Source organism: Pseudanabaena sp. PCC 7367 (assembly GCF_000317065.1).
GTDB lineage: Bacteria > Cyanobacteriota > Cyanobacteriia > Pseudanabaenales > Pseudanabaenaceae > Thalassoporum > Thalassoporum mexicanum.
Window position 1 is genome coordinate 3449608 of sequence record NC_019701.1, and the last position, 25202, is coordinate 3474809.

Genomic DNA, 25202 nt, shown 5'->3' on the forward strand with positions numbered 1-25202 from the left:
AAACTTTAGATTCTTTATTATTGCCAATTATTGCCATGCCCATGCCTCCTGCTACCACTCCGTTATATAACCACCCTCTGCCCGTAGTTGAATATTGGCTGCGATCGCAAGGTTGTACCCAGGCTCAAGACAGTCCTAGTCGCTGGTATGTCAAGCGGCCTGAATGGGAAGCGGATATTTATTTGGATGTGGAAGAGGTGCAGGTACGTTATATCAATGCCAGTGCGGGCAAAGATGTGATGCGAGCTTTTCCCTATTCCCTCAGCCGTCATGATATTGAGGATGCAATTTTTACTGGGCCATAGCCCCTTGAGTTACAACTAGTTACCACTAGTCAACATTAGTATGTATGACCAGTATGCATCACCCGATCGCTGCTTGACTGAACCTGGCCGCAAGCCATATGATTATGTCTCTTAGATTGCGATGGTTGAAATAATTGCGATCGCAAATTGGTTTGAATTAATGGCATAGTAGTCATAGTTAAATAGTTAGGTAGTCAAGGCTTTTCAGCAAAAGACACTTGAATTAGTCTTGATCCCATGACTAGATCACACATTGCATCTGCAGGACATGAACGAGACAGCCTGACTTACGAGTTCCGAATTAAGTCCAGGTAAAGTCTTCTGAGCTTAGGGTTAAATGGATTAGGGCAGGTAAATTACGCCTCAATGCCTAATGTCTATACTATGCTTGCTCCAGAAAGGCGATCGATTATTCATCTTTGTCGATCAATCACCTACATCATTTTTGTTGGTATATCTCAACCCATAGGCAATCTACAAGTCTTTATTAGCTGGTTTTATTTGTTTTCAATAATTTCATGAGTTTCAATCAAGAGTTTCAATATAGTGATCATGTGACAGGAGGATGATTGAGTAAACCATTAAATGTAGCAATTTTGGGCGCTACTGGGGCAGTTGGCACTGAGTTGCTGGCACTGCTCGCTGAGCGCAATTTCCCGATCGCCCAGCTTAAATTATTAGCCTCGGCCAACTCCGCCGGCAAACAAATTGACTTTGGTTCGCAGTCGATCGAAGTAGAAGAAGTCCAGGTCAACTCCTTTGATGGCGTGGATATTGTCTTGGCATCAGCAGGCGGTAGTACCTCAAAGCAATGGGCGGCCGCTGCCGTTGAAGCAGGCGCAGTGATGATCGATAATTCCAGTGCTTTCCGGATGCACCCGCAAGTGCCGCTGGTGGTGCCGGAAGTAAATCCCCAGGCCGCTGCGAACCATCAAGGTATTATTGCCAACCCCAATTGCACCACAATTTTGATGAATCTGGCGGTGTGGCCATTGCATCAAATTAAGCCAGTAAAGCGGATTGTGGCTTCTACCTATCAATCGGCCAGTGGAGCAGGAGCCAGGGCGATGAACGAGCTAAAGCAAAATGCTCAGCAGGTTTTGGATGGTGAAACACCCCAGCCGCAGATTTTGCCCTATCAATTGGCATTTAATCTGTTTTTGCATAACTCCGAACTCGATGAGCAGGGCTATTGCACCGAAGAGATGAAAATGGTGAATGAAACCCGTAAGATCTTTAGCGATCCCAAGATCCAAATTACTGCTACCTGCGTGCGGGTGCCAGTTTTGCGAGCTCATTCCGAGGCGATCAATCTGGAATTTGCCGAGCCCTTTGATACCGAATCGGCCAGAGCAGCGATCGCCAAAGCCCCAGGGGTCAAGCTGGTAGAGGACTTCGCCAAGAACTACTTCCCCATGCCGATCGATGCCAGTGGCCAAGATGATGTATTGGTGGGTAGAATCAGACAGGATATTTCCAATCCCAATGCACTAGAATTATGGCTGAGTGGCGATCAGATCCGCAAAGGAGCAGCCCTCAACGCCGTACAGATTGCTGAGTTGTTGATCGAGCAGGATTTAGTTAGGGTAAACGCTTAGGATTGGCTAATAGGATTGGCTAAGGCGTAAAAGCTGATTTGGCACTTATTTGACAATTAGTTTGGCATAGTTTGGCACTTAAGTGATCGCTTAATTATTTACAGTTAGGTATTCTATTCGTTGATGTGCTAACTTTAATCTGGTTTCATTACAGCACTGGGCACAGTTGGGTTAATGATAAATGCAATTAGTTTAAGTTAATTCCTTAATTCCATTTAATCCATTTAAGATCCTGGCATCATAATTAGTGCTGTACATTGATATTGAGTCTAAGATATTGGATCTAACTACTCGCCACCTTAAAATTACTTCGTCGTAATCTCTATGAGTGCAATTGATTTTGGGCAAGTTTTAACCGCGATGATCACTCCCTTTAATAGCTCTGGGGAAGTGGACTATGCCGCAGTGGAAAAACTAGCCCATTACTTGATCAACAATGGCACTGATACATTGGTAGTCTGTGGCACTACTGGAGAATCGCCAACGTTAACCTGGCAGGAAGAGTTTGAACTGTTTAAAATAGTCAAACAAGCCGCCCAGGGACGAGCAAAGGTGATCGCTGGTACTGGTTCAAATTCCACTAGTGAAGCGATCGAAGCAACTCAAAAGGCCGCCCATCTTGGTTTGGATGGTTCACTCCAGGTAGTCCCCTACTACAACAAGCCGCCGCAAGCTGGTTTATATAATCATTTTATGGCGATCGCTAAATCCAGCCCCGATCTACCGATAATTTTGTATAATGTACCTGGGCGGACAAGCTGCAATCTGGAACCCGAAACGATCGCCCAACTAGCCGAGCTAGATAATATAGTTGCGGTTAAGGATGCAACCGGAAATTTAGACACCGCTGGCCAGATTCGTTCCCTCACCCCGGCAAATTTTGCGATTTACTCTGGCGATGACTCCCTGACCTTACCTTTGCTGGCAGTAGGAGCAAAAGGAGTGGTCAGTGTCGCTTCTCACCTGGTGGGTAAACAAATGCAAGAGATGATTTCTGCATTCAAGCAAGGGCAGGTTAAACAAGCTACCGAGATGCATTTAAGATTACTGCCCCTATTCAAAGCTTTGTTCTATGTCACAAATCCGATCCCATTAAAAACAGCCCTCAATTTATTAGGTTTGGATTCCGGCGAAGTGCGATCGCCACTGGTCAAAGGTTCCGCCGAGTTAGCAGAAAAATTGAAACCGGTGCTTGAAAGTCTTCAGCTCAGCCTGGCGGCGATCTAGCCCTCAAATCTAGATTTCAATGATTGTTAAATGTGCGAGTTAATAAACACCTAACTAATCGATTTTGCTAAATTCAACTAATCAGTTAATCAGTGAGTGCAATTTGCCGCATTTGTCTGGGGGGATTTGAGAAATATTTGCGCAAACCTATGAAGACTTATGAAGACTTAGTTAATAAGTGCGGGCGTAGTTAATTTAAATTATTGTTCATTTGAGCTTAAATAACCTTGAAGCGATTAAAACCACCCCAAAATCTGATATGTTTCTGCATTAATCTTCCTTCTCACTTAAGAATTATGCCTTTAGTGTTAGGTGTCAGGCTTAAAGGCAAAGTAAACTAAGGCATCACAATTTTAGTAAGTGATTCTTGCTTGAATATCTAGTAGGTTTTAGGTTGGCTGTTCTATGAGCCTGTGCTTGATCAAAAAAAATTTGCAGTTGCCAAGTTATAGCTTTAGCCGATTGGATATAGGTAATAGGTAATTGATTAGTTTTAGGTTGTAGATAGTAGATACAAATTTAGGCGCGATCGTAATAACCGCAATAACCGTAATATCCATCCACTTTCAAATCACTTCATCAAGAACGCAGCAGTAGAAATTGAGTAAGTTAAACAATCCAATCGTTTTGTGAGTTTCAGTAGTTATTTAATAGTTGTAAAGAGGGCAAGTGCTTTTGCGGGTATCAGTAAACCTAAAATCTATTAGCACAGACGGAATGGGAAGTGAGAATCAACAGCAGCATTAGAAATAGCGATCATTAGCAACATTGGGATCAGTATCAGTATTAGTATTAGTAAAATCAATCCTCATCTATGAATCTATGAGTTTAGTTGAATTAGTAATTTCAGAGTTTTAAGTAAAGGTTGCCGTGTCAAGGCCAAAAGACAATTATTCTTGATTTTATTTCTCGATCGCTCCGCTAGAATAGGTTTTCATCACTTCGATCGATTTTTTAGATCTATCCTGGCCGCCGCAGCTTTAGGTTTCAAAGTCTAAGTTTTCAAAGTTTAAGTTTTCAGTCCGAGCAATTAACCAGACAAGTTTACGCATTGTTTTTAGAAAGAGTAAAAGGAAAAGAAAAACATACTATGGCGAAGAAATCAGATTCACCAGCCCTCAAGATTATTCCCTTGGGCGGATTGAAGGAAATTGGTAAGAATACCTGGGTATTTGAAATCAACGATGAAATCATGCTCCTAGATGGAGGTCTAGGCTTCCCTGGTGATGGTATGCATGGGGTGAATATTGTGTTGCCCGATATGACCTACCTGCGCCAAAATCGCCACAAGATCAAAGGCATGGTGGTGACCCACGGTCATGAAGACCATATCGGTGGGATCGCCTTCCATCTGCGCCAATTTGATATTCCAGTGATCTATGGCCCCAGACTGGGGATGGCCTTACTAGAAGGCAAACTCAGAGAAGCGGGGGTATTGAATCGCACTGAATTACGCACCGTTGGTCCCCGCGATGTGGTGCGGGTTGGCAATAACTTCTTTGTGGAGTTCATTCGCAATACCCACTCGATGGCTGATAGCTTTACCGTGGCGATCAATAGTCCGGCTGGTTTGGTAATTCATTCCGGTGATTTCAAGGTAGACCACACGCCGGTTGATGGCGAATTCTTTGATTTCCAGCGACTAGCAGAGCATGGTGAAAAGGGTGTGCTGTGTTTGATTAGTGATTCCACTAATGCCGAAGTGCCAGGACATACCCCATCGGAAAGAGCGGTAGCCCCTGGTTTGGAACGTGCGTTTGCCAGCGCCAAGGGACGTGTGTTTGTGACTACGTTTGCCTCTTCGGTGCATCGCCTGAATATTATTCTCGAATTGGCTGAGAAAATGGGTCGTGTGGTTGGCGTAGTCGGCCGATCGATGCTAAATGTGATCGCCCATGCCCGCAATCTAGGTTATGTCAAATGCCGCGATGAATTGTTGCAGCCGTTGCAGAATCTTAGGAAATATCGGGATGATCAGATTCTGATTTTGACCACTGGTTCCCAGGGTGAATCGATGTCAGCGCTGACCCGCATGGCTGAAGGCAGACACCGCCAATTGCAAATCCGCGAAGGTGATACGGTGGTATTTTCCGCCAATCCAATTCCTGGCAATGTAATTCCGGTGGTACGCACGGTTGATAAGCTGATGAACCTGGGTGCGAATGTGATTTATGGTAAAGACAAGGGCATTCACGTTTCTGGACATGGCGCGCAGGAAGACCAAAAACTAATGCTCAGCCTGACCAGACCTAAGTTCTTCTTCCCTGCCCACGGTGAATATCGGATGTTGAGGAAACATGCCAGCATGGCAGAAGCGATGGGAGTTCCAGGCGAGAATATCGTTATTGCTGAGAATGGCGATGTGATTCAGGTCAGCCAGGATGGTATTGGTGTGGCTGATAAGGTGCCATCGGGAATCGAATTGGTAGATGCCTCCCGCGAAGGGGTGGTGGATGGCGAAGTGTTGCGCGATCGCCAGACCATTGCTGGTGATGGCATTATCACCGTTGCTGCTTCCATTAATTTGGAAGGCAAGTTGGTAACCAAACCAGACGTTCGCCTGAGTGGTGTAGTGCTGCCAATGGAAATGTCACGGTTGACCAATTTCATTATCGATGCGATCGATGAAACGCTCAGTAATCAATGGGCTAAGCATGCCCGTGATTTGGGTGAGATTGAAGTAGATTGGACAGGACTGCGCTATCAAATTGAGCGCGATATTAATCGCAAGTTGCGATCGCAGATGCAAAGCCGCCCTATGCTGGTGGTGTTGCTGCAAACTCCTGAAGGTGAGGATGCAACCAGTAATGGTAAAAAATCCGGCAAGTCTAAATCGAGTGCTAAGAATGCCAAGGATGCCAAGGATGATAAAACAACTACGCCTGCGGCTGGCAAGCGCAAACGTGCTACTGCTTCTGTTTCCTAGACTAATTACTGATTGAAACTAATTGAATTAGTGAGGATTCACGATCGTTTGTAGTTTTGACTAGCTATAAGCGATCGCTGTAGTTGCATTAACTTAATAAATTTAAAATTAATGGTTCCATTTCCTCTGCCGGATGTATGCAGGTACATTTCCAAAGAGGATGGAGCTATTTTTTATTTGGTTCTAAATCTAAATCTAATTCTGGTAGTGCTGAACAAGTAAGGATCTAGGAGATAGTTGAATATCCATAACCCAAATAAGCTAAGCTCCGAATTTTAAATCGATTGCCAATTATCCTTACTACTGCATGACTACCCTAATTCTAAATCTAAAATCATTCTGGCTTAAGTATCCCCAGGCTTTTCCTGCGTCTTGGCTGGTGGTGATTCAGTCTGGCTCTGGTGCTGATTCAGCTTGGCCAGAAATTCATTATCGTAGATCGCCTTTTCATATTCCTGTGCTTCAAACAGTTGCTCTGGTTTTAATCCCTTCGCTTTTGTGAAGTTGGTGAGCGATAAAAAAGAACCTTTTAAACTTGCACTACTAAAACTTGCGCCACCCAGATTCGCACCGCTTAGTTCGGCCTCCACGATCGCTGCCCCACTCAACTTCGCCTGTTTGATGCTGGCCACAAACAAATTTGCCTTAGTTAAATTCACGCGCCGCAAGTTAGCGCCATCCAGATTCGCCTCACTCAGATCAGCATTACTGAGATCGGCATTGCTCAAATCCGCACTACTTAAATTAGCCCCAAATAGATTTGCCCCCCTCAGGCTAGCGCCACTCAAATTAGTGCCACTCAGGTTTGCTCGTCGTAGATCAGCCTTGTCAAGTTGAATCTCGCGCAGATCGGCTTGATCGGCTGTCAATCCCGCCAAACTTACCTTGTCGCCATTGAGATCTTGTAATGCCATAATCCGGCCACCACTACCGCCTTGTCCTTGGGCAGAATTAATCACCTGCCAGGCTTCATAGTGCGATCGCTTTTTTTGGGCTGGAATGCCCACTGCAAACACAATTAACCCGGCTAAAATACTAATCGCCTCAATCTGGTCAAACAGCCTTGAATCGAGCCGTTTCAACAAAAATTGCTCAACGCCAGTGCCCTCGATCGAATCGATCGCGGCGATGATGCCCATCAGTACCAGAAACACTGCCCCCCATTTAATAAATACTTGCCCAAAGGCACGTAGTTGTAATATCAGGCCGCCAAAGCGATCGTTAAATTGTTGATTTAATTGCTTCCACATATGGCGAAATTATTCCTTTAGTAAAAATACTGGCAAATTTGACCTTGGGGCATTTTTTATTTTGCCAGAGGTTCATCTCCCTCCCATTAATGGATGGACAGTCTATGCCTACTCAGATTTCCTAGATCAGTTTTAGGATCTTATTAATCAAGTTAATCAAGTTATGGCGATCGCTATAATCGCTATAATCGCTATATCGGACGATCTAAACCGATTTTGAGCATAATCATTGCAAACATAGCTTACGTGAACAAATATTAAGCAGATTTACATAAATTAAACTACAGATAATTTGGCTTCTCTCTGGGCATACTCGATATTACCTACCACCGACGGAGCGATCGCCAGATCAGCTCATTCTAATGGTGGTTAACTATGTGACACTTATCCGTTAGGATCATCTCAGCGTTACTAAAACAACATTCAAAGTGTTTAAGACCCTAAGCGAAGATTTTAAGATCATTTTCGAAAGAGACCCCGCTGCCCGCAACTGGCTAGAAGTCTTACTTTGCTATCCAGGTTTGCATGCCATTTGGTTGCATCGTCTCGCCCATTGGCTTTATCTGGCTGGCGTTCCTTTCCTGCCTCGCTTCATTTCGCAGCTATCTCGCGCCCTAACTGGGGTTGAAATTCACCCCGGCGCTAAACTTGGCAAAGGTACGTTTATTGATCATGGCATGGGCGTAGTGGTTGGTGAAACCGCGATCGTCGGTGATTATGCGCTCATCTATCAAGGCGTAACCCTGGGTGGTACTGGCAAAGAAACTGGTAAGCGCCATCCTACCCTGGGTTGCAATGTGGTGGTTGGTGCTGGGGCAAAAATCCTTGGCAACATTAATGTCGGTAGTAACGTCAGGATTGGTGCTGGTTCGGTAGTGCTCAAGAATGTACCTTCCGATTGCACTGTGGTAGGTATTCCTGGCCGCGTAGTCCATCGCCACGGTGAAGTGGTAGCGCCGCTTGATCATAGTCACGTGCCTGATCCCGAAGGTGATGTGATCAGGGATCTAATTGGCCGAGTTGAATCCCTTGAAAAACTAGTTCATCAGCAAAAAGCGCAATTAGCTAACAGTTACGTGATCGACGGTGATATCTTAAGAGATGTACGCCCCAAACACTTCATCTGTCCAGAAGAGGCTGATCGCCAGGCTAATAATGGAGAATTTGTTGAAGGTGCAGGGATCTAGCGAATAGCTGGTTGTATGATTTAGCGAAGTGAACCTTTAACATCAAAAATATGAACAGAACTTTTTCCCCCCAGCCAACCGGCAAAAGTATGGCTAAAGTTGCCAAAGGTGTATTGTTCTCGCTCAGTATGGCTGCTTTAGCGGCCTGTGCCAGCCCACCGCCACCACCAGGTCAAACCCCTGGTACTAATGGCAACGATACACCTGCGGTTGAAGCGACTAATAGCCGATTGGATATTGTCTTAGAAAGGGGAGAATTAGTTTGTGGCGTAAGTGGTGAAGTGCCTGGATTTAGCTTCATTGGCTCCGATGGTGAATATTCGGGTATTGATGTTGATATGTGTCGGGCGATCGCTGCAGCCCTATTTGATGACCCCACCGCAGTACAATACAAAAACCTAAATGCCAAAGAGCGATTTGCCGCCCTGCAAACTGGCGAAATTGACATTCTCAGTCGTAATACCACCTGGACTACCAGCCGTGATACTTCAGTGGGGCTGGAGTTTGCGCCGATTACTTTCTATGATGGCCAGGGCATGATGGTGCGCAAGGATAGCGGCATCACTTCGCTAGAAGATATGGCCGACGCTGACATTTGTATTCAAATTGGTACTACCAGTGAGCTGAATTTAGCTGACCAAATGCGGAAGCGGGGGATTGAGTTCACGCCAATTAGCTTTGAAGGTGCGAATGAATCATTTAATGCCTATAACCAGGGGCGCTGTGTGGGGATTACTGCCGATCGCTCCGCCCTCAATGGTCGCCGGGTGCAACTTTCGGAACCAGATGCCCATATGTTGATTGATGATGTGCTCTCTAAAGAGCCACTGGCTCCCGCGGTAGTTAATGGTGATGCTCGGTGGTCGGATGCGGTCACCTGGATTGTCTATGCCACGATCGCCGCAGAGGAATTGGGCGTTGATTCCACCAATATTGCCGAAATGAGTAGCAGCGACAATGCAGAAGTAAAGCGTTTCCTGGGCGCAGAAGGCGATCTGGGTACAAACATGGGTCTGAGTAATGACTTCGCAGCCAGGGTGATTAGCCACGTTGGTAACTATAGCGAAATTTACGATCGCAACCTGGGACCCAATAGCGACTTTGCGTTGCCACGCGGCCAAAACCAGCTCTGGAGTGAGGGTGGTTTGATGTATGCACCACCATTCCGTTAAGCAGATTTAAGATCAACTATCAACTCAGGCAGGTAGTGTTTCAGGTAGTATTTAGGCGCAGGTTTAGCGATCGGCTCTTAGATGCTGCCTGTTTTAGATCTAGAGCAGATTTTGAGATCGAGATCACACCGAAAGGCTGGCTCCAGAGCTAGAATAAATGCATAGTCAAAAAGGCTTAGAGGGTTTGAGAGAAGTTAAGCTATGTTTAAGCCCTGGCCAAATTCTTCGGCTATGTAGTTAGACTATTGAATGCTAAGCGATCGGCTTTAGCTCCAGGCTGAGTTTTGCAAGTTTTTAAAACTCCTAGCTTGTCGTTGTAGACATAACTTGATGTAACTCAGTTAACTAGTTGGGTTAATTTATGTCACATCTACTTAAGAATATATATACGCTGCTACATCTGAATCGAATGTATCCACGTATGATACCTAAACCTAGTTCTAGTCTAAATTTAGTAGCAACTAGTAGCACTAAATCTAAAATCCAGGCCGAAATTCAGTCCGATCGGTGCGATCGCCATTATGAGCCCTAGTCCCAGATTGTCCAAAGGTGTAAAATTGGTCTGATTTTAGCAATCAAGTGAAGATTGTAATCAAGCTGGTAGTAACTTAATCCGGCTTAGTATCCTGGGAGTAAACTTAGCCAAGTTATTGACCTATGCTAAATTAGAAAATGAGTACCTGAAAATAACTAGCCTAGCTCCTTAATTATTAGTAAAGCTCTGCATCAACCTTCTTAAAATACATAGTTATGGCAAAACGTGGTCTCATATTAAGTACAACTGCTGCACTTGCAAGTGCGGTTGCCGTGGTTGGGTTCCAACTCGCAACGCCTAGCATTGCCGCGTTCCGAAACAGCCCCAAAGAAGTCGTCGATGAAGTGTGGCAGATCATCAATCGTGATTATGTTGATGGCACCTTCAACCAGGTCGATTGGCAGCAAACTAGGAATGAATATCTAAACCGTGAATATGCATCTAAAAATGAAGCATATTTAGCGGTGCGTGAGATGCTCGAAACCCTTGATGATCCATACACTCGCTTCATGGACCCGGATCAGTTCAAGAGTATGCAGATCGACACCTCTGGTGAATTAACTGGGGTGGGTATTCAACTGGGCTTGGATGAAGAAACCGAAAGGTTAACGATAATTGCACCGATCGATGGTTCGCCAGCGGCAAAAGAAGGTTTGATCGCCAAAGACATGATTGTGACGATCGAAGGCAAAAACACCGAAGGCATGGATCTCAATGAGGCGGTGAACCTGATCAGAGGGCCGATCGGCACCAAGATTACTCTAGGCATCCAGCGTGGTAGCCGGGTATTTGATGTGGAGCTAAAACGCGCCAAAATTGAATTACATCCAGTTACCACTGATGTCCGCCAAACTAATCAAATTGGTAAGGTTGGTTATATCCGCCTCACCCAGTTTAATGCCAATGCCACCAGTGATATGCGCAAGGCGATCCTGGAGCTAGAGGACGAAGATGTAAATGGGTTCATTCTTGACCTGAGATCAAATCCAGGCGGTTTGCTCTATTCCAGTGCCGAAATTGCCAGAATGTGGATCGACAATGCCACAATTGTATCCACGGTCGATCGGGAAGGGGAAAACGAGCGCCTATCTGCTAATCGACAATCGCTGACCAAGAAACCGCTGGTGGTATTGGTCGATGGTGGTTCGGCTAGTGCCAGTGAAATTCTTTCTGGCGCATTACAGGATAATGGCCGCGCGATCATTGTGGGGACTAAAACCTTTGGTAAGGGCTTAGTGCAATCAGTGCATACATTGGGTGATGGGTCTGGCTTAGCCGTGACGATCGCTAAATACTATACTCCCAAGGGTACGGACATCAACCATGAAGGAATCGTTCCTGATGTGGTGATCGAACTAACTGATTCTGACAAGGAGCGCTTGATTGAAGATAGAGATAAAATCGGCACGATCGAAGATCCTCAGTATGCAAAGGCTCTAGAGATATTAACTCAGCAGGTTATAAACCCTCAAACGCCTTCTGTGAGTTTCAATTAGATTATCTGCTCAGGGGTCAGATTTTATCGTCTGATTACCTTACTTGCGGAGGGCAACATCTAGCCAAAATAAAACAACTCAGGAGTTGGCAGATCGCTTACTACTTTGTCTCTGGGATGGGGTATCTGGTGGTGTTTCCAGCTACTTAGACCCATATCTTGGTCATATCTTGGTGTAGTGCCTGAGTGCCTGGCGCGATCGGATTTTTTGTTTATGATGGCTTAAGCGTTGCCTCTCGCACATCATTTGTCTGGTTACTTTTAATTTATTTAACTTTGCGTGGGCTACCGATCGATGCCTGGTTCATTAGATTAGTTCATGATCAGGTGGTTGATTGCTCAAAATAAAATTGCAATGGTCTACTTGCAAGAGTTTGAGCTAGTTTATGATCACCGCAGCTAGACAATAGGATTAGCTAATTTGATGGCGTTGCACATCAGCGGGATGATTGGAGAAACAGAGTCAATGCTAACCGCGATTGATAATGGGTTTGGATTTTTGATGCTGACATTATCATCCCTGAATTATGCAATGCCAGTTTGATTTGATTTAAATGGTTTGGTGTTCAGTCTAGCTTACCGCCAGTTTTTCTAGGTTAAATTCTAGATTAAATGCTTGCTCTAATTCGATCGGTAGTGGGCACCAGATCTGATAATTATCTTTTCCCTTGACCACAATCGAAAATAAGCCCGCATCGAGATCGCGGCGACAGGCTAAGATCGCTGCTTTGAGATCCGCATAGATATCGGTGGCCAGGAAGGTTTTGCCTAAGTAGATGATAGCTATTTCGATCCCACGGGGGGTAAGAATGTCGTAGTGCTTGACATCGGTGCTGGAAATCAAAATCATGAGCTTTAATCCTTTAACTCTGCATTATTACTATGCCAGGGGATAGAGGCGCGGGCAGTGATGATTACGAATGCCGATCGTGATTTCGATCACTTTTTATGAACCTGATGATCGATCCGCTGGCAATTTGGGTAAAATATGGCTCCTTTGTTTCACTTGGTAAAACCTAAGTAAGCTGACGCGCTCACAACCTATTTGTTGCAAGTTTCTTTCGATCGGATCAAATATCAATTAGCTAATTAATTGCCAATGTTGCTATTCAAGTGAAGCTTGGGTAATGAGTGAGATGGAAGCAAGGTCTCTTATTTTTTAGCTTTTTAGGAAAAGACTCTTGATCCAGTCTCGCTTCTATGGCCAAATGTCATTACAGATGCAGAGCAATCTCCGGTATCTTTGTCCTGCAATCAGTAAGCTGTTATTTAAATACCTAGAATTAATTAGTCCAAAACTGCCAGGTGAATAATCCCATCGCCTTGATTTACCAGTGGGTTCTGGACATTACCAATCACTAAGCCAGTAAAAGGCGCATAGATTTTAGTGCGTTGTTCGCCAAAGGCATCGGTTACCTCTGCCAAAAGTTGCTGTTTGTTTACCTGCTGGCCAAGGGTAAATCGAGCATGAAGCAGACCACTACGGGGCGATCGCAACCATTTTGTTTGCTCCACTCGCCGCGACTCAGGAACAGCCAGATCATCACCCGTTAGCTCATACATACCGAGGCTAGCCATGACGCGCAGAATACCCCGCACCCCAGCATCGATCGCTTTCGGGTCAAACCGCAACGCCTCGCCCCCTTCATAGAGCAAGATTGGAATGCCCAAATTAGCCGCCGCCTGACGCAAAGAACCATCACGGGTATTGGCATGGATCATAATTGGTGCCGCAAAAGCCTGGGCACAGGCATAGGTTGCTGGATCATTTAAGTTGGCACGGATCTGCGGCATGTTGATCCGATGACAAGCGGCGGTGTGCAGATCAATGCCGTGGGTACATTTTTTAACAATCTCATTGATAAATAAATGGGCGATCCTTGCTGCCAATGAGCCCCTTGGTGAGCCAGGAAAACAGCGATTGAGATCACGGCGATCGGGCAAATAGCGAGAATGCTCCAGAAAACCAAATACATTAATAATTGGCACGGCGATCAGCGTCCCCACCAAGTGATTGACATTAATCTGGTTCAAAACCTGCCGGATAATCTCTACGCCATTGATTTCATCACCATGAATCGCCGCACTCAGCCATAATCTGGGGCCAGCGATCGCGCCATTGATTACCGTAATCGGCAGAGACATCATGGTCTGGGTTGGCAATCTGGCCACCGGCAGATCTAATCGATGCCTGGTTCTGGGCGCTATTGTGAGGCCACCAATAATCAGGGGTTGCTCAACCTTGGCGATCGTTGCACCGCGATCATCAACTTCAGCTTGCTCTAATTGTTCTGGGTTGGCCTTGGCTGTTGCACTATGCCCATTTGATTCAGCGGTTAATTCATTTTTGCTCACCTAATTCACTCACCTAAGTTGATTAGTTCATTTGTTTAATTAGGCTCAAATTCCTTAATAGGGGATGCGATCGCGGGTTTTGCCAGTGGCAGCATTCTTTTCAATATATTCAATGATTTTGCCCGCCACATCTACATCGGTAGCCGCTTCAATTCCTTCCAAGCCTGGCGAGGAGTTTACTTCCATCACCACGGGACCATGATTCGATCGCAACAGGTCTACCCCAGACACCTTCAAACCCATTGACTTAGCTGCCCGAACCGCGGTCGATCGTTCTTCTGGAGTAAGCTTAATTTTGTCAGCCTTACCACCGCGATGCAAATTAGACCTGAACTCGCCTTCTGCCCCCTGCCGCCGCATGGCAGCAATCACCTTATCATTAACCACAAAGCAACGCAGATCAGCGCCACCAGCTTCCTTAATGAACTCCTGCACCAAAATATTGGCATCCAAGCCACGAAAAGCTTCGATCACCGAAGTGGCCGCCTGATATGTTTCCGCCAAAACTACACCAATTCCCTGAGTGCCTTCTAGTAACTTAATTACCAATGGGGCTCCCCCAACGGTTTCGATTAGTCCGTCAATGTCTTTGGTGGAGTGGGCAAAGCCAGTTACAGGCAGACCAATTCCCTCTCTGGCCAAAATTTGCAGACAGCGCAACTTATCCCGCGATCGAGAAATTGCCTGTGACTCATTGGCGGTAAACACACCCATCATTTCAAACTGACGCACCACCGCAGTGCCATAGAAAGTTTTAGAAGCACCAATGCGCGGAATGATCGCATCAATATCATTCAGCGGTTTGCCCTGATACATGATCGAAGGGCGATGAGATGTAATATTCATAAAGCAGCGCAAGTAGTCAACCACCCGCACCTGATGACCTTTGGCCTCAGCCGATTCCTTTAGCCGCTTCGTGGAATAGAGCGCAGCCTGTTGCGAGAGGATGGCGATCTTCATATTGTTACTTACCCTCGTGCTTATTCAGTTAACTAGGTACTAAACCAGATTTTTATCATACCTCGAATGATCTTGAATATGAGTTAAGTCAGGCAGCAATCAAATGGGCTCATTCAGGAACGATTTGCCTGCATCCACCAGAAAACGATTGCGAATCGCCTGTCGCCCCAATAGCATCCTAAAACCCATCACATCGCGGTTGGTCAAGGTTAATTCAATTTCCCAGCGATAATTACCCACCCCCACGATCGTTTTGACGGTGGGTCGCACCTGGGCTTTACCAATGGAACTTTTCACCTCACGATGTTCTAATAATTCCGCCTCGGCTGATACGGTGCGCTCTCGATCGCGTTGATAGGGATGGACTTTGAATCGCACCATGGCAATGCCATCCTTAGTAAAATGACTGATTTCAAAAGCATGGAGCGCCGACGATCGTGCCCCCGTATCGATCTTGGCCTTGATTTGATCAATACCTAAATCTGGCAATGCAATATATTCGCGCCAGCCAATTAATGGTAATTGCCGCTGACGGCCTCGTTCATTTGGTCGGTTATTTGGTTGGTTATATGGGTTATTACTCAATGGCAAAGTAGAATCAATTCAAAAGTAGAGGAGTCCTATGGCAAGGGGATTTTTGAGATTAACAACCTCGATCGCTATGATGACTCGATTTCTGGCATTGCATCATCCAGGGGTGAAAATACTATTAACAAAAATCTCAAGCATATGGTTGAGATCAGTTTGACCGATCGCTTGATCGTTAAATCATCTTGCCAATGTACAATGCCCAATTTCTAGTGTCACTGAGAATCAGAAAATGATAGGATAAGTCAGCTATAGGTATGATTACAGCCGTTTGAGTATTTAATCAATATGACAAACATCAATCTGGCGATCGGATCACTATTTATATCATATGGGGCTGTGGCTCAGCTGGATAGAGCAAGCGCCTCCTAAGCGCTAGGTCGGCGGTTCGAATCCGCCCAGTCCCGCTCTTAAATTTAGCTTGATTAGTTTCAGTTAATAGTTTAGACAAGCAATTAAATTAGCAAGCGAATATGCCACTTTTTACCAGTAGAAAAATTCTTAAAGACCTTGAAAAGTCCAGTGCACTGGCGATGTCGGTGCCACCTGAAGGTGGCTATGAAGGGCGATACCGCCGTTTGCTGGAAGTTTCTGGCTATGACATTCTTTATATCAGTGCAAGGGGCTTGGGTGATATTTCTAGTTTCCTAACTGGGGTTCATGGCGTGAGGCCAGCCCACCTGGGTAAAAAGGATGTAAGAACCTATTTTATTCCGCCAGAAATTTCCTATCGTTTGCAAAGTCTACCAAAAGACTCAAAAGGTCTAGTGGTGTGGTTGATCGAGGGTAAATACCTGGATAAGCAGGAGCTACGGGTGCTTAATCAGATTTGCCAGCAAGACCCAAGGGTCAAGGTAGTAATTGAGATCGCTAGCGATCGCAGTGTTAATTGGCGACCATTAAGCGAGGCGATCGCAGCTTAAGCGCTTTTAACCCAAAACTTTAACCAAAAACCCTTATAAAAAACGATCCCCTCAAGATAGTCTAGAATTTAGACCAACCTTGAAGGGACAATTGTTTTTAGGCATGGTAGAAATGAAAATTCAGTTCTACCTTTAATCCCAAAAACTCGCTCACGCAGAATTAGAAGACATGGGCGATCGATAGGCACAATCAAAAGTGATTTTACTCATAGCTAATGACCAGCTACCGATCGAACTCACAACTCCAGGATTACGCTCTTGGTATAGCTAGTTAGCATAGCTAAATATATATAACCAAGGTTAATTGCAAAACTCAAGCAGAAGCGAACTGAGTTTGCCCTGGATTGATGCCTAACCTAAAATTTAGAACCTGACTTGAAGACGTTTAAAAAACTCAAATCAAATAATCAAATTCAAAACTGACCTAACTTAATGCAAAAATGATGCAATTGTTTATGCCAATTCTCAGCGGAAGAACATTAATCCCAGGGCAATCAAGAGTGATTAGCTCCTGAATCCAGATCGGTTCTCCCTGGGTCTTGCCTTATTAACTTTAAGCGCTCTACCCATCCATGTGGCTCCATTGAGGTTCTCAATGGCGTTATCTTCTTCGTCCTCATCAGACATATCAACAAAACCGAAACCCCGCATGCGACCAGTTTCGCGATCGGTAATTAACTGTACGCGCTTCACTGAGCCGTAGTCGTTAAAAATTTCTTCTACATCTTGTTGCGTAGCTTGGTAGGACAAATTGCCTATATAAATCGTCACCGTGAATTTTCTCCGAAATCAAAACAATGCATTTTTCATGGTCAGGACTTCGGAGCAGAAATTGTTCAACATTGTTTTCGCAAAAAAGAGCCAAACACTGAGTACAGAAATCTTAGCCGAAACTTGACTCACTCAAACATTAGTGTAGCTCCTACCTAATTATTTGCATAGCTAGAGTTGCTTAAAAAGCGATTAAGAACTTGTCTTGGGATACAATTCTTAACCTTTTTGGCTGAGGGCTAACCAAAAATCCGTGGCGATCGCTATTTTTAGCAGAATAATTATGACTTCAGTAGCGATTTGAGCATTTAGGCCAGAAGTCTAATCATTAACTATTTAATTATGATGATTAATTATGATGATTAATCAGCTTGGTTGGCGATAGCCATAGAACTCAATCCGATAGTCTGTAATCACGGTGTCGGTTTGTGCCTGCACCTGCTCAATGATTTCCGGTGGCAACTCAATCATCACATCCACGATCTCGTTACTATCATTCAGATTGACATGGCTGTGCGAATCGGTCACATTGCCATATAGCCTGCCATCGGCTCGCTCAATACATTCGATTACGCCATTGGTGGCCAGTGCTTCCAAGTTTTGATATACCGAAGTATGCCCAATCGGTTTGCCATTGTGATTGAGGCGATCGTATATTTCTCTGGCCGACAGGTGCTTACGGGTTTCCCACAGTAATTCCAAAATATAGCGACGCTGCCGAGAAAGCCGCATACCTAAATCCTGGCAGCGGGTGAGCGCATCATCTAAAGTGGCAATCGGTTGGCTGTTTTCCATCGCAAACTTACTTACATGCTTTGACTTAAAAAGACTTAAATACCAAATACTTATTACCTAACTTATGACCTATGGCATCCTGGCAGCGATCGTCAACTCATCTTGATCTGCTGGTTGGTGAGCGTTGGCCCAATCCAAAAGAGGACGATTAAGATTAGGTTTGGTTAGCACCTAAATCTAGCAACTAAGTCGTAGACGTTATGAGTTGAACATAGAATATTATGTATAGCATAACAATTTTGCTGGTTCTGTAGTGACAGTTGCCTATTGTAAATAGGATTTTCAAGCCTGTGCGATCGCAGTTGTCAATATTCCCCACCCTAAACGATGATAAACCCTAAAACTTGCGTGATCTCCCTAAAAATAGCAGGTATGATTATAGTTGAATGATTACTACGCCATTTTATTGATCGACCAATTTGAGCAGGCTTGAACCAGTTGCATGAAAGAGCACCAGCAGCATCATAGCGATCGCCTCTTGATTTTTGAGTTGGGCTATGGTGGCCACTACCCCAGCTATATTGGTTATTTATGTGACTATTGGCGCAAGCAGCAAACCCAACAATCCCCAGAAACGGCGATCGGGCAATTGGTGGTAGTGGTTTCACCGCAATTTATGCAAAACCATCAGGACGTGGTGCAGGCGGCGACTAGAACCATAGAGGCTAGCGATCGCAATGATTTTGATTTAGGTAGTGATTCGAGTAATGCGCCAGAGCAAGGCAAACTAGATCAAACAGAATTGGAAGATCGAGGTAAACCGGCGATCGAGTTTGTGAGCATTTCCCAGGCCGAAGCCAGTCAGCTTACCCCCAGAACTTCACCGCCGACCAGAGCCAAACGCGCCCTGCAGGAATGGCAATTATTAGCCCAATACGCGCAGCGACTAGAAGCCACTCATTGCCTATTGCTATATATAGACTCATTCCAAACCGCGATCGCAATGCGGCAAAAGCTGCCCTGCCCCTTCTCTGGGATTTACTTCCGCCCCACCTTCCACTACTGTGATTTTGCTGATTATGCGCCCTCCTACAAGGAAAAGCTGCAATCCTGGCGGGAGCGATTGATGTTGCCCAGGGTGTTGCACCACCCTCAATTACATACCTTTTTTTGCCTCGATCCCTTTGCGATTAAACCAATCAATCACCTGACGAATACCACCAAGGCGGTCTATTTGCCCGATCCAGTCCGTGCAGTTGCCCACACTCCAGCTCAAATGGAGCAATTCAGATACCAACTGGCGATCGAGCCACAGCGCACTAGTTTCCTGCTGTTTGGGGCAATCTACGATCGACGCAAGGGATTACCCCAGATTTTGGCAGCATTGATGGAGTTAGATGCTAAAAAGCAAGCCCAAATATGCCTGGTGCTGGCTGGGCAATTGTTTCGATCGCAAAAGCCAGACATCGATCAACTCCTGAATCAACTAGCACAAAATACCCCGGTGCAATTGGTAATCCGCGATCAATATATTTCGGAAGCAGAGATGAAGCTGTTTTATGCCAGCGCTGATGTGATTCTGGCGGCATACCAAAAGCATGTGGGCATGAGTGGCATAGTGGTAGAAGCGGCAGCAGCAGGGCGACCGCTCATTTGCTCTAACTATGGGTTGATGGGGCAGATTGTGCGGCAATATCATTTGGGCATCACTGTAGATGCCACCAAGCCGATCGCCATTGCCCAGGCAATTGAAAAATATTTGACCACACCATTAGAGAAACTAGCCGATCGTGACCAAATGCAAAACTATGCTGCCCAGAATTCTACAATCCAGTTTACCCGCACTATTTTTGGAAACCTGACCTAACCAATCGTGTCCAATCACCTGACCACTTGATCTAACTTTTGATATGAGCAGCTTAATCCCTCCCACAGAGCGCGATCGTCACCAAGAATTGCGGATCGCCTGGTTATTGCAAGTTGCGGGGCATTATTGGCAACCAATCATGGGTGAATTTACTAGTTTGTTCCCACGGGCTAAGGTGTTTACTGCCAACTGGCCTGGGTTTATACCTGGGTTTGAAGATTCCTTTCAAGTGGAGCAGGTGGGCACCATCAAAGTCTATGCGATCGGCAATAAAACCAAGCAATCCAAGCAATCCAAGCAGGGCTATGGTTCTGCCTTTGCCTCCCTTTCCCTGCGTATTGGCAACTATTTGCTCAAATTTAAGCCGCAGGTAGTTTTCACCACTGGCTTTTCAATCTGGACAATCATTGCAATTTTACTTAAGGGCGTTGGCAACTGGAAGGTAGTAATTGTCTATGATGGCAGTACACCAGGGGTGGATTATAGTGACTCTACCTTGAGGCTGCGCCAGCGGCGATTGATGCGGCGATTTGTAGATGCATTTATTACTAATAATCAAGCGGGGCAAGCTTATTTAGTAAATGTGGTGGGGGCAGAGCCAGAGCGAGTATTTGCCAGACCCTATTTAATTCCCCACCAGAAAGCCTATGATTCTACGATCGAAACGGTGAATCCGGCGGTGGTCGATCGGCCTCGGCCAATTTTCCTATTTGCTGGGCAGGTAATTCCGCGCAAAGGATTACAGCAATTGCTCCAGGCTTGTGTGTTGCTGAATCAGCAGGGTTATCAGAACTATACAATCCTGGTGGTTGGCGATGGGGCACAGCGCCAGGAGTTAGCGGAGTTTGTGGCACAAAATGGTTTGAGCCAACAGGTGGCATGGGCTGGCCATGCAGAATATACAGATATGGGAGCCTATTTCCACCATGCTGATGTGTTCATTCTTTCAAGCTTAGAAGAAGTCTGGGGACTGGTGGTGGTGGAAGCAATGCTATTCGCTAAGCCGATCCTTTGCTCGCAGGGGGCAGGTGCAGCGGAAATGATTAAAAATGGTGAAAATGGTTATGTGTTTGATCCACTCCAACCACAACAATTGGCGGACTTGATGCGGCGGTTTATTGATCAGCCTGACGCGATCGCCCAGATGGGGCAAAAGTCCCAGCAAATTATGACTGAGCATACCCCTGAGGCAGTGGCGCAGCATCTGGGGGAGGTTGTAGATTTTGTATTGTCAAGCTGAATTTAAAGAATTATAGCGATCGCCTTCATTTTCTTTTGAGTTCCTATGTCCAATCAATTGCCTAATCTACGATCTAATCCATCATCTAATCGACAAGTAGAACCCGTTTATATTATTATTCCGGTCTACAATCGCAAAGACACCACCCTGGCCTGCATCGCTCACCTAGAGGCGATCGGCGATTTGGCTCGTTATCATGTGGTAATTGTGGATGATGGTTCCACTGATGGCACTGCCGAGGCGATCGCGCAAGCTTACCCTGATTATGCTCAAATCCATGTCCTGCCTGGTGATGGCGATCTATGGTGGACGGGGGCGATCGCTAAGGGAATGACCTATGCCCATGACCAAGGCGCTAGGTTTTTGATTTGGCTCAATGATGATAGTTTGCCTGCCAAGGGAACGCTGGCAAGATTGCTGGAATTTATGCGATCGCATCCAGATACAATCGCAGCACCAAGCTGTTATGCCGGAGAGGCCAAGCTAGAGAACTTGCAGCATAATGGTTTTCGTGGTCGAGAGGGATTTGCCGCCAAACCAGGTGAATTGCTTCCAGTGGAAGGCCTGTCCGGCTGGTGTGTGGGGATGCCGATCGCCGTTTATGACAAAATAGGCGCACCCAATGCCCAGAAATTTCCCCATTATGCCGGCGATGATGTCTACACCTTCCAGGCCACAAAGGCGGGATTTAAAGCATTTTTGCTGGGCGATCTGACCGTGGAATTAATTGGCCCGGTTCATGCCAAGCTGGGATTTGAGGACTATTTCAAGCCCGGTAGTTCGGCAGGGGCGATCTTTCATAATCTGTTCTGGCACAAAAAGTCTCCCTATCGATTGCCCACCCGCTATTTCTTCTTTCAAGAGCGCTATGGCTTATGGGTAGGCGCGGCTTTGTTTGCCACCAAGTTAAGTTTTTGGCTATTTCGCTGGGCACAGTTGCAGCTTTTGTTGAGCTTAAAAATCAAATCTTAGGCGGTTGTTGCGGTTGTTTGAGGCGATCGGGCACAATTGCTGCCGCCAGTTCTGCCATTAGGCAATCGCAGACCAGTTCTGCTGCCGAATCATCGGGGATCGCCACCTGTATATCCGCCTGTTGATACAAGGATAAACGTTGATTATAGAGATTAGTTAGCCTTTGCATAGGGTCTTCTACCTGTAACAAAGGTCGCTTTCCATTATTTTTAGTTAAACGCTGATGCAACACCTCGATCGGTACATCCAACCAAGCCACCACACCACTGTGTAAGTGCGCCCAATTCTGGCGATCGACCACGATCCCGCCGCCAGTGGCCACCACCAGATTTCTATAGGCAGAAACCTGCATCAATACATTATGTTCAATCTGCCGAAACTCCGCCTCGCCAGAATCAGCAAATATTTGCGGGATGCTCTTACCGGCATAACTTTCGATCGTGTCGTCGGTGTCGATGAAATGATAGCCCAGCCGTTGCGCCGCCAGCTTACCAACGGTACTTTTACCAGCGCCCATCATGCCGATCAAAAATAAATTAACCCCTTGTAGCATTGAGGTCTGTTTTGATTTCAAACTCATTCCATTTACATTCCAAGGAGCTTATTCATATTTTATTTGCATCTTAGAGGACTAGAGAGCAGCCAGCAAAGCTTCACCCATCGCCTTGCAGCCCAACTTCTCGCAGCCATCGGCCATAATGTCGCCCGTGCGTTTGCCCGCATCCAAGACTTTTTCTACCACCCTTTCGATCGCCCCGGCAGCAGCAGCTTCGCCCAGACCATAGCGCAACATCATCGCTGCACTGAGTATCTGCGCGATCGGGTTGGCTAAATCCTGGCCAGCAATATCGGGAGCAGAACCATGCACTGGCTCAAACAAACCGGGCTTTTCTGGATCACCCAAACTTGCCGAAGGCAACATGCCAATACTGCCCGTGAGCATAGCTGCTTCATCGGAGAGAATATCGCCAAACAAGTTACCCGTAACGATCACATCAAATTGCTTTGGCCAGCGCACCAGTTGCATCGCCGCATTGTCCACATACATGTGGGAAAGTTGAATATCTGGGTAAGTAGCAGCAAGGGCAGTGATCCGATCGCGCCACAATTGCGACACTTCCAGCACATTTGCCTTATCGACAGAAACCAACTTTTTGCCCCGTTTGCGGGCGGCCTCGAACGCCACCTTACCAATCCGATCGATCTCTGGCGCAGCGTAGGTCATCGAATTAACGCCGCGTTTGGTGCCATCTTCGTCGGCAAACACACCCTTGGGCTTACCAAAATAAATCCCGCCAGTTAGCTCTCGCACCACCATAATATCTACCCCTTCGATCACCTCGCGCTTGAGGCTAGAAGCATCGATCAACTGGGGCAAAATTTTAGCCGGACGCAAATTGGCAAACAAGCCCATGCCACCACGCAAACCCAACAAAGCCTGTTCTGGTCGCAAATGGGAAGGAAGTGTATCCCACTTGTCACCGCCAACCGCTGCTAATAGCACCGCATCACTAGCTTGGCAAAGCTTTAGGGTTTCCTCTGGTAGCGGATGCCCTGTTGCATCGATCGCCGCACCGCCAGCGAGCGCAGTTTCAAACTCAAAGCCAAGATCAAATTTAGGCGCGATTGCCTTGAGCAGATCGATCGCCACTTGAATGATTTCAGGGCCAATGCCATCGCCAGGAAGGAGGGTGATTTTATAGGTTTTGGGCATGTTTTTTCTGTGCCAAGCTTATTGATTGTTTTGCGCGTTGCTGGTTACAACTGCAACTGTGTATTTTAGCGTTTAATGGTGACGCTTAATTCTAAATGGGTTGGTGTTTAAGGTGAAGATTGGCATTTAGGGCAAAAATGCGTCGATCGCCCGCCCACTTTGATCCGTTCGATCGTGGTGTTGCAAACTCGGCAAGGTTGACCCTGACGGCGAAACACCCAGGCCGAGTAAATATAATTACCTTTATCTCCAGCCACATCCTGAAAATTACTAAACGTCGTACCACCGTGGGCGATCCCAGCTTGCAATGACTTAGCGATCGCATCGGGTAATCGTTTAATCTGCGCTTTGGTTAAACTCAGTGCCTTCTGTTCGGGATGGATTTTACTCAAAAACAAAGTTTCATCGGCATAGATATTACCAATCCCAGCTACGATCGCCTGATCGAGCAGGGCAGTTTTGATCGCGCGATTGCTCTTGCTCAGGCGTTTGGTCAGGTAAGCGGCTGATAGCTTGGGATTACGTGAATAATCAGCCAACAAAGGCTCAACGCCCAGCAATTGCAGCCCCGTAATCACCTGTTCTGGTTCAACTCCTGGCGGCACCCACCACATTCGACCAAAGGTGCGCTGATCGGCGAATCTAAGTTCTTGCTCTAGAGAGTCTAGAGATTTATTTATTTGCGGCGATCGCGGATCAGAACCAGCCCCAGAATCCCTCAGACGTGGGCTTTTAGCTTGACCATTTAAACGATCGAGAAATAAACGGATTCGTGTATGGCTATGGATCGGTTCGTGCCGATCGACCATGAGCATTTGGCCAGTCATGCGTAGATGCACCCCTAGCCAACCACGATCGCTGCCCTTATGATCACTTAGTTTTGCTAATAAATATTTGCCCCGTCGCTGCCAACCCTGAAAGATCGCCCCCTGCAATGCCTTGGCAAATTCAGCCGGATTATTGGGTGCAGCCACCATCCGTTCTAGGATCACTTCCGTAGCGGCGATCGATCGGCCGATCGTGTTTTTACTCAGACCAACTCTAACGGTCTCTACTTCCGGTAATTCTGGCATCTAGGTCGATCGATAATTAGGCGTAGTTTGACGATCAACCCGTCTGGAAGAGGTGATCCTGGCGATCGCAGCTAGATAGATGCTTGTGCTTAATTTTTTGCTCACGGATTTCGGTCTTAAAAATGCTTGAAAGTATTTGTTTATTAGTTATAGCAAGAGATCAGCCCATAAACCAAAATTGAGCAAGACATGATGCCTTGCTCAGCGCCCATTGATATTTAAATTGATAACCGAATAAATTCTTTATCAATAATTTTCAACAAACTAAATGAAAATATCAAACTAACTTAAATCTACTGCTCAGCCCCG

At 46.0% G+C, this 25202-nt stretch carries 22 protein-coding genes and 1 tRNA gene; 12 read left to right on the forward strand and 11 right to left on the reverse strand.

Annotated features, from left to right (window positions below; genetic code table 11):
• The first annotated feature begins 35 nt into the window (after positions 1-35).
• A complete protein-coding gene (locus tag PSE7367_RS13650) occupies positions 36-305 on the forward strand; it encodes a DUF3143 domain-containing protein (RefSeq protein ID WP_041698487.1) in 270 nt (89 codons plus the stop codon).
• Positions 306-340: 35 nt separating this feature from the next.
• Here PSE7367_RS13650 and PSE7367_RS22105 read toward each other — a convergent pair whose 3' ends face one another.
• Entirely contained in the window at positions 341-481 is a 141-nt protein-coding gene (locus PSE7367_RS22105; RefSeq protein ID WP_156800406.1) for a hypothetical protein, read from the reverse strand.
• A 393-nt stretch (positions 482-874) separates the two neighbouring features.
• Here PSE7367_RS22105 and PSE7367_RS13655 point away from each other — a divergent pair, with 393 nt between their 5' ends.
• The 3 genes from PSE7367_RS13655 to PSE7367_RS13665 all read left to right on the forward strand — a co-directional run bounded on the left by PSE7367_RS13655 (position 875) and on the right by PSE7367_RS13665 (position 6056).
• Positions 875-1903: an aspartate-semialdehyde dehydrogenase gene (locus PSE7367_RS13655; protein WP_015165950.1), complete on the forward strand. Its 1029-nt coding sequence runs from the start codon at positions 875-877 to the stop codon at positions 1901-1903.
• A 324-nt stretch (positions 1904-2227) separates the two neighbouring features.
• Entirely contained in the window at positions 2228-3130 is a 903-nt protein-coding gene (gene dapA / locus PSE7367_RS13660) for a 4-hydroxy-tetrahydrodipicolinate synthase (protein ID WP_015165951.1), read from the forward strand.
• A gap of 1090 nt (positions 3131-4220) precedes the next feature.
• Complete coding sequence (locus tag PSE7367_RS13665) at positions 4221-6056, forward strand: ribonuclease J (RefSeq protein ID WP_015165952.1); 1836 nt, start codon at positions 4221-4223, stop codon at positions 6054-6056.
• A 344-nt stretch (positions 6057-6400) separates the two neighbouring features.
• Here PSE7367_RS13665 and PSE7367_RS20540 read toward each other — a convergent pair whose 3' ends face one another.
• Positions 6401-7306, reverse strand: a complete 906-nt coding sequence (locus tag PSE7367_RS20540; protein ID WP_015165953.1) for a pentapeptide repeat-containing protein — start codon at positions 7304-7306, stop codon at positions 6401-6403.
• A gap of 428 nt (positions 7307-7734) precedes the next feature.
• On the opposite strand from PSE7367_RS20540, the gene cysE reads away from it, so the two are divergent.
• The 3 genes from cysE to ctpC all read left to right on the forward strand — a co-directional run bounded on the left by cysE (position 7735) and on the right by ctpC (position 11696).
• A complete protein-coding gene (gene cysE / locus PSE7367_RS13675) occupies positions 7735-8493 on the forward strand; it encodes a serine O-acetyltransferase (RefSeq protein ID WP_015165954.1) in 759 nt (252 codons plus the stop codon).
• Positions 8494-8543: 50 nt separating this feature from the next.
• Positions 8544-9665, forward strand: a complete 1122-nt coding sequence (locus tag PSE7367_RS13680) for an amino acid ABC transporter substrate-binding protein (RefSeq protein ID WP_015165955.1) — start codon at positions 8544-8546, stop codon at positions 9663-9665.
• Positions 9666-10415: 750 nt separating this feature from the next.
• Entirely contained in the window at positions 10416-11696 is a 1281-nt protein-coding gene (ctpC, locus tag PSE7367_RS13685) for a carboxyl-terminal processing protease CtpC (RefSeq protein WP_015165956.1), read from the forward strand.
• 570 nt (positions 11697-12266) lie between these two features.
• On the opposite strand, the gene PSE7367_RS13690 is transcribed toward ctpC, so the two are convergent.
• From PSE7367_RS13690 to PSE7367_RS13705, 4 genes are all read right to left on the reverse strand, one after another.
• Entirely contained in the window at positions 12267-12545 is a 279-nt protein-coding gene (locus PSE7367_RS13690) for a hypothetical protein (protein ID WP_015165957.1), read from the reverse strand.
• 437 nt (positions 12546-12982) lie between these two features.
• The gene (locus PSE7367_RS13695) at positions 12983-13924 is read right to left on the reverse strand and encodes a succinylglutamate desuccinylase/aspartoacylase family protein (protein ID WP_041699773.1); all 942 of its coding nucleotides are present in this window, start codon (positions 13922-13924) and stop codon (positions 12983-12985) included.
• A gap of 180 nt (positions 13925-14104) precedes the next feature.
• Entirely contained in the window at positions 14105-15010 is a 906-nt protein-coding gene (gene rimK, locus PSE7367_RS13700) for a 30S ribosomal protein S6--L-glutamate ligase (protein WP_015165959.1), read from the reverse strand.
• A gap of 99 nt (positions 15011-15109) precedes the next feature.
• Positions 15110-15595, reverse strand: coding sequence for an ATP-dependent zinc protease family protein (locus tag PSE7367_RS13705; RefSeq protein ID WP_015165960.1), 486 nt, complete (start codon positions 15593-15595; stop codon positions 15110-15112).
• A 336-nt stretch (positions 15596-15931) separates the two neighbouring features.
• On the opposite strand from PSE7367_RS13705, the gene PSE7367_RS13710 reads away from it, so the two are divergent.
• Together PSE7367_RS13710 and PSE7367_RS13715 are read left to right on the forward strand one after the other, a co-directional pair.
• Positions 15932-16005 (forward strand) — tRNA-Arg (locus tag PSE7367_RS13710).
• Positions 16006-16071: 66 nt separating this feature from the next.
• Positions 16072-16521 (forward strand): NAD(P)H-quinone oxidoreductase subunit N, encoded by a 450-nt coding sequence (locus PSE7367_RS13715; RefSeq protein ID WP_015165961.1) that lies wholly within the window; start codon positions 16072-16074, stop codon positions 16519-16521.
• A gap of 504 nt (positions 16522-17025) precedes the next feature.
• Here PSE7367_RS13715 and PSE7367_RS13720 read toward each other — a convergent pair.
• Both PSE7367_RS13720 and PSE7367_RS13725 read right to left on the reverse strand, forming a co-directional pair.
• On the reverse strand, positions 17026-17292 hold the full coding sequence (locus PSE7367_RS13720) for an RNA recognition motif domain-containing protein (protein WP_015165962.1): 267 nt from the start codon (positions 17290-17292) through the stop codon (positions 17026-17028).
• Positions 17293-17658: 366 nt separating this feature from the next.
• A complete protein-coding gene (locus PSE7367_RS13725; protein WP_015165963.1) occupies positions 17659-18087 on the reverse strand; it encodes a Fur family transcriptional regulator in 429 nt (142 codons plus the stop codon).
• 442 nt (positions 18088-18529) lie between these two features.
• Here PSE7367_RS13725 and PSE7367_RS13730 point away from each other — a divergent pair, with 442 nt between their 5' ends.
• The 3 genes from PSE7367_RS13730 to PSE7367_RS13740 are packed head-to-tail and all read left to right on the forward strand — an operon-like array spanning position 18530 to position 22106.
• The gene (locus PSE7367_RS13730) at positions 18530-19894 is read left to right on the forward strand and encodes a glycosyltransferase (RefSeq protein ID WP_015165964.1); all 1365 of its coding nucleotides are present in this window, start codon (positions 18530-18532) and stop codon (positions 19892-19894) included.
• 43 nt (positions 19895-19937) lie between these two features.
• Positions 19938-21134 carry a glycosyltransferase family 4 protein gene (locus PSE7367_RS13735; protein WP_015165965.1) on the forward strand — a complete coding sequence of 399 codons (1197 nt, stop codon included), beginning with the start codon at positions 19938-19940 and terminating at the stop codon, positions 21132-21134.
• A gap of 45 nt (positions 21135-21179) precedes the next feature.
• Entirely contained in the window at positions 21180-22106 is a 927-nt protein-coding gene (locus PSE7367_RS13740; RefSeq protein WP_015165966.1) for a glycosyltransferase family 2 protein, read from the forward strand.
• On the opposite strand, the gene PSE7367_RS13745 is transcribed toward PSE7367_RS13740, so the two are convergent.
• From PSE7367_RS13745 to mutM, 3 genes are all read right to left on the reverse strand, one after another.
• Entirely contained in the window at positions 22096-22686 is a 591-nt protein-coding gene (locus tag PSE7367_RS13745; RefSeq protein WP_015165967.1) for a shikimate kinase, read from the reverse strand. The genes PSE7367_RS13740 and PSE7367_RS13745 overlap by 11 nt on opposite strands.
• A gap of 51 nt (positions 22687-22737) precedes the next feature.
• Complete coding sequence (gene leuB / locus PSE7367_RS13750; RefSeq protein WP_015165968.1) at positions 22738-23820, reverse strand: 3-isopropylmalate dehydrogenase; 1083 nt, start codon at positions 23818-23820, stop codon at positions 22738-22740.
• A 107-nt stretch (positions 23821-23927) separates the two neighbouring features.
• Positions 23928-24893: a bifunctional DNA-formamidopyrimidine glycosylase/DNA-(apurinic or apyrimidinic site) lyase gene (gene mutM, locus PSE7367_RS13755; protein WP_015165969.1), complete on the reverse strand. Its 966-nt coding sequence runs from the start codon at positions 24891-24893 to the stop codon at positions 23928-23930.
• Positions 24894-25202 lie beyond the last annotated feature (309 nt).

What these genes read in the sequence shown, in the direction of transcription:
- PSE7367_RS13730 (WP_015165964.1), top strand. Translation starts at nt 18,530, where the DNA reads ATGAAAGAGCACCAGCAGCATCATAGCGATCGCCTCTTGATTTTTGAG.
- leuB (WP_015165968.1), bottom strand. Translation starts at nt 23,820, where the DNA reads ATGCCCAAAACCTATAAAATCACCCTCCTTCCTGGCGATGGCATTGGC.
- PSE7367_RS13690 (WP_015165957.1), bottom strand. Translation starts at nt 12,545, where the DNA reads ATGATTTTGATTTCCAGCACCGATGTCAAGCACTACGACATTCTTACC.
- PSE7367_RS13665 (WP_015165952.1), top strand. Translation starts at nt 4,221, where the DNA reads ATGGCGAAGAAATCAGATTCACCAGCCCTCAAGATTATTCCCTTGGGC.
- PSE7367_RS13735 (WP_015165965.1), top strand. Translation starts at nt 19,938, where the DNA reads ATGAGCAGCTTAATCCCTCCCACAGAGCGCGATCGTCACCAAGAATTG.
- PSE7367_RS22105 (WP_156800406.1), bottom strand. Translation starts at nt 481, where the DNA reads ATGACTACTATGCCATTAATTCAAACCAATTTGCGATCGCAATTATTT.
- PSE7367_RS13680 (WP_015165955.1), top strand. Translation starts at nt 8,544, where the DNA reads ATGAACAGAACTTTTTCCCCCCAGCCAACCGGCAAAAGTATGGCTAAA.
- PSE7367_RS13725 (WP_015165963.1), bottom strand. Translation starts at nt 18,087, where the DNA reads ATGGAAAACAGCCAACCGATTGCCACTTTAGATGATGCGCTCACCCGC.
- PSE7367_RS13740 (WP_015165966.1), top strand. Translation starts at nt 21,180, where the DNA reads ATGTCCAATCAATTGCCTAATCTACGATCTAATCCATCATCTAATCGA.
- PSE7367_RS20540 (WP_015165953.1), bottom strand. Translation starts at nt 7,306, where the DNA reads ATGTGGAAGCAATTAAATCAACAATTTAACGATCGCTTTGGCGGCCTG.
- PSE7367_RS13715 (WP_015165961.1), top strand. Translation starts at nt 16,072, where the DNA reads ATGCCACTTTTTACCAGTAGAAAAATTCTTAAAGACCTTGAAAAGTCC.
- rimK (WP_015165959.1), bottom strand. Translation starts at nt 15,010, where the DNA reads ATGAAGATCGCCATCCTCTCGCAACAGGCTGCGCTCTATTCCACGAAG.
- ctpC (WP_015165956.1), top strand. Translation starts at nt 10,416, where the DNA reads ATGGCAAAACGTGGTCTCATATTAAGTACAACTGCTGCACTTGCAAGT.
- dapA (WP_015165951.1), top strand. Translation starts at nt 2,228, where the DNA reads ATGAGTGCAATTGATTTTGGGCAAGTTTTAACCGCGATGATCACTCCC.
- mutM (WP_015165969.1), bottom strand. Translation starts at nt 24,893, where the DNA reads ATGCCAGAATTACCGGAAGTAGAGACCGTTAGAGTTGGTCTGAGTAAA.
- PSE7367_RS13650 (WP_041698487.1), top strand. Translation starts at nt 36, where the DNA reads ATGCCCATGCCTCCTGCTACCACTCCGTTATATAACCACCCTCTGCCC.
- PSE7367_RS13745 (WP_015165967.1), bottom strand. Translation starts at nt 22,686, where the DNA reads ATGAGTTTGAAATCAAAACAGACCTCAATGCTACAAGGGGTTAATTTA.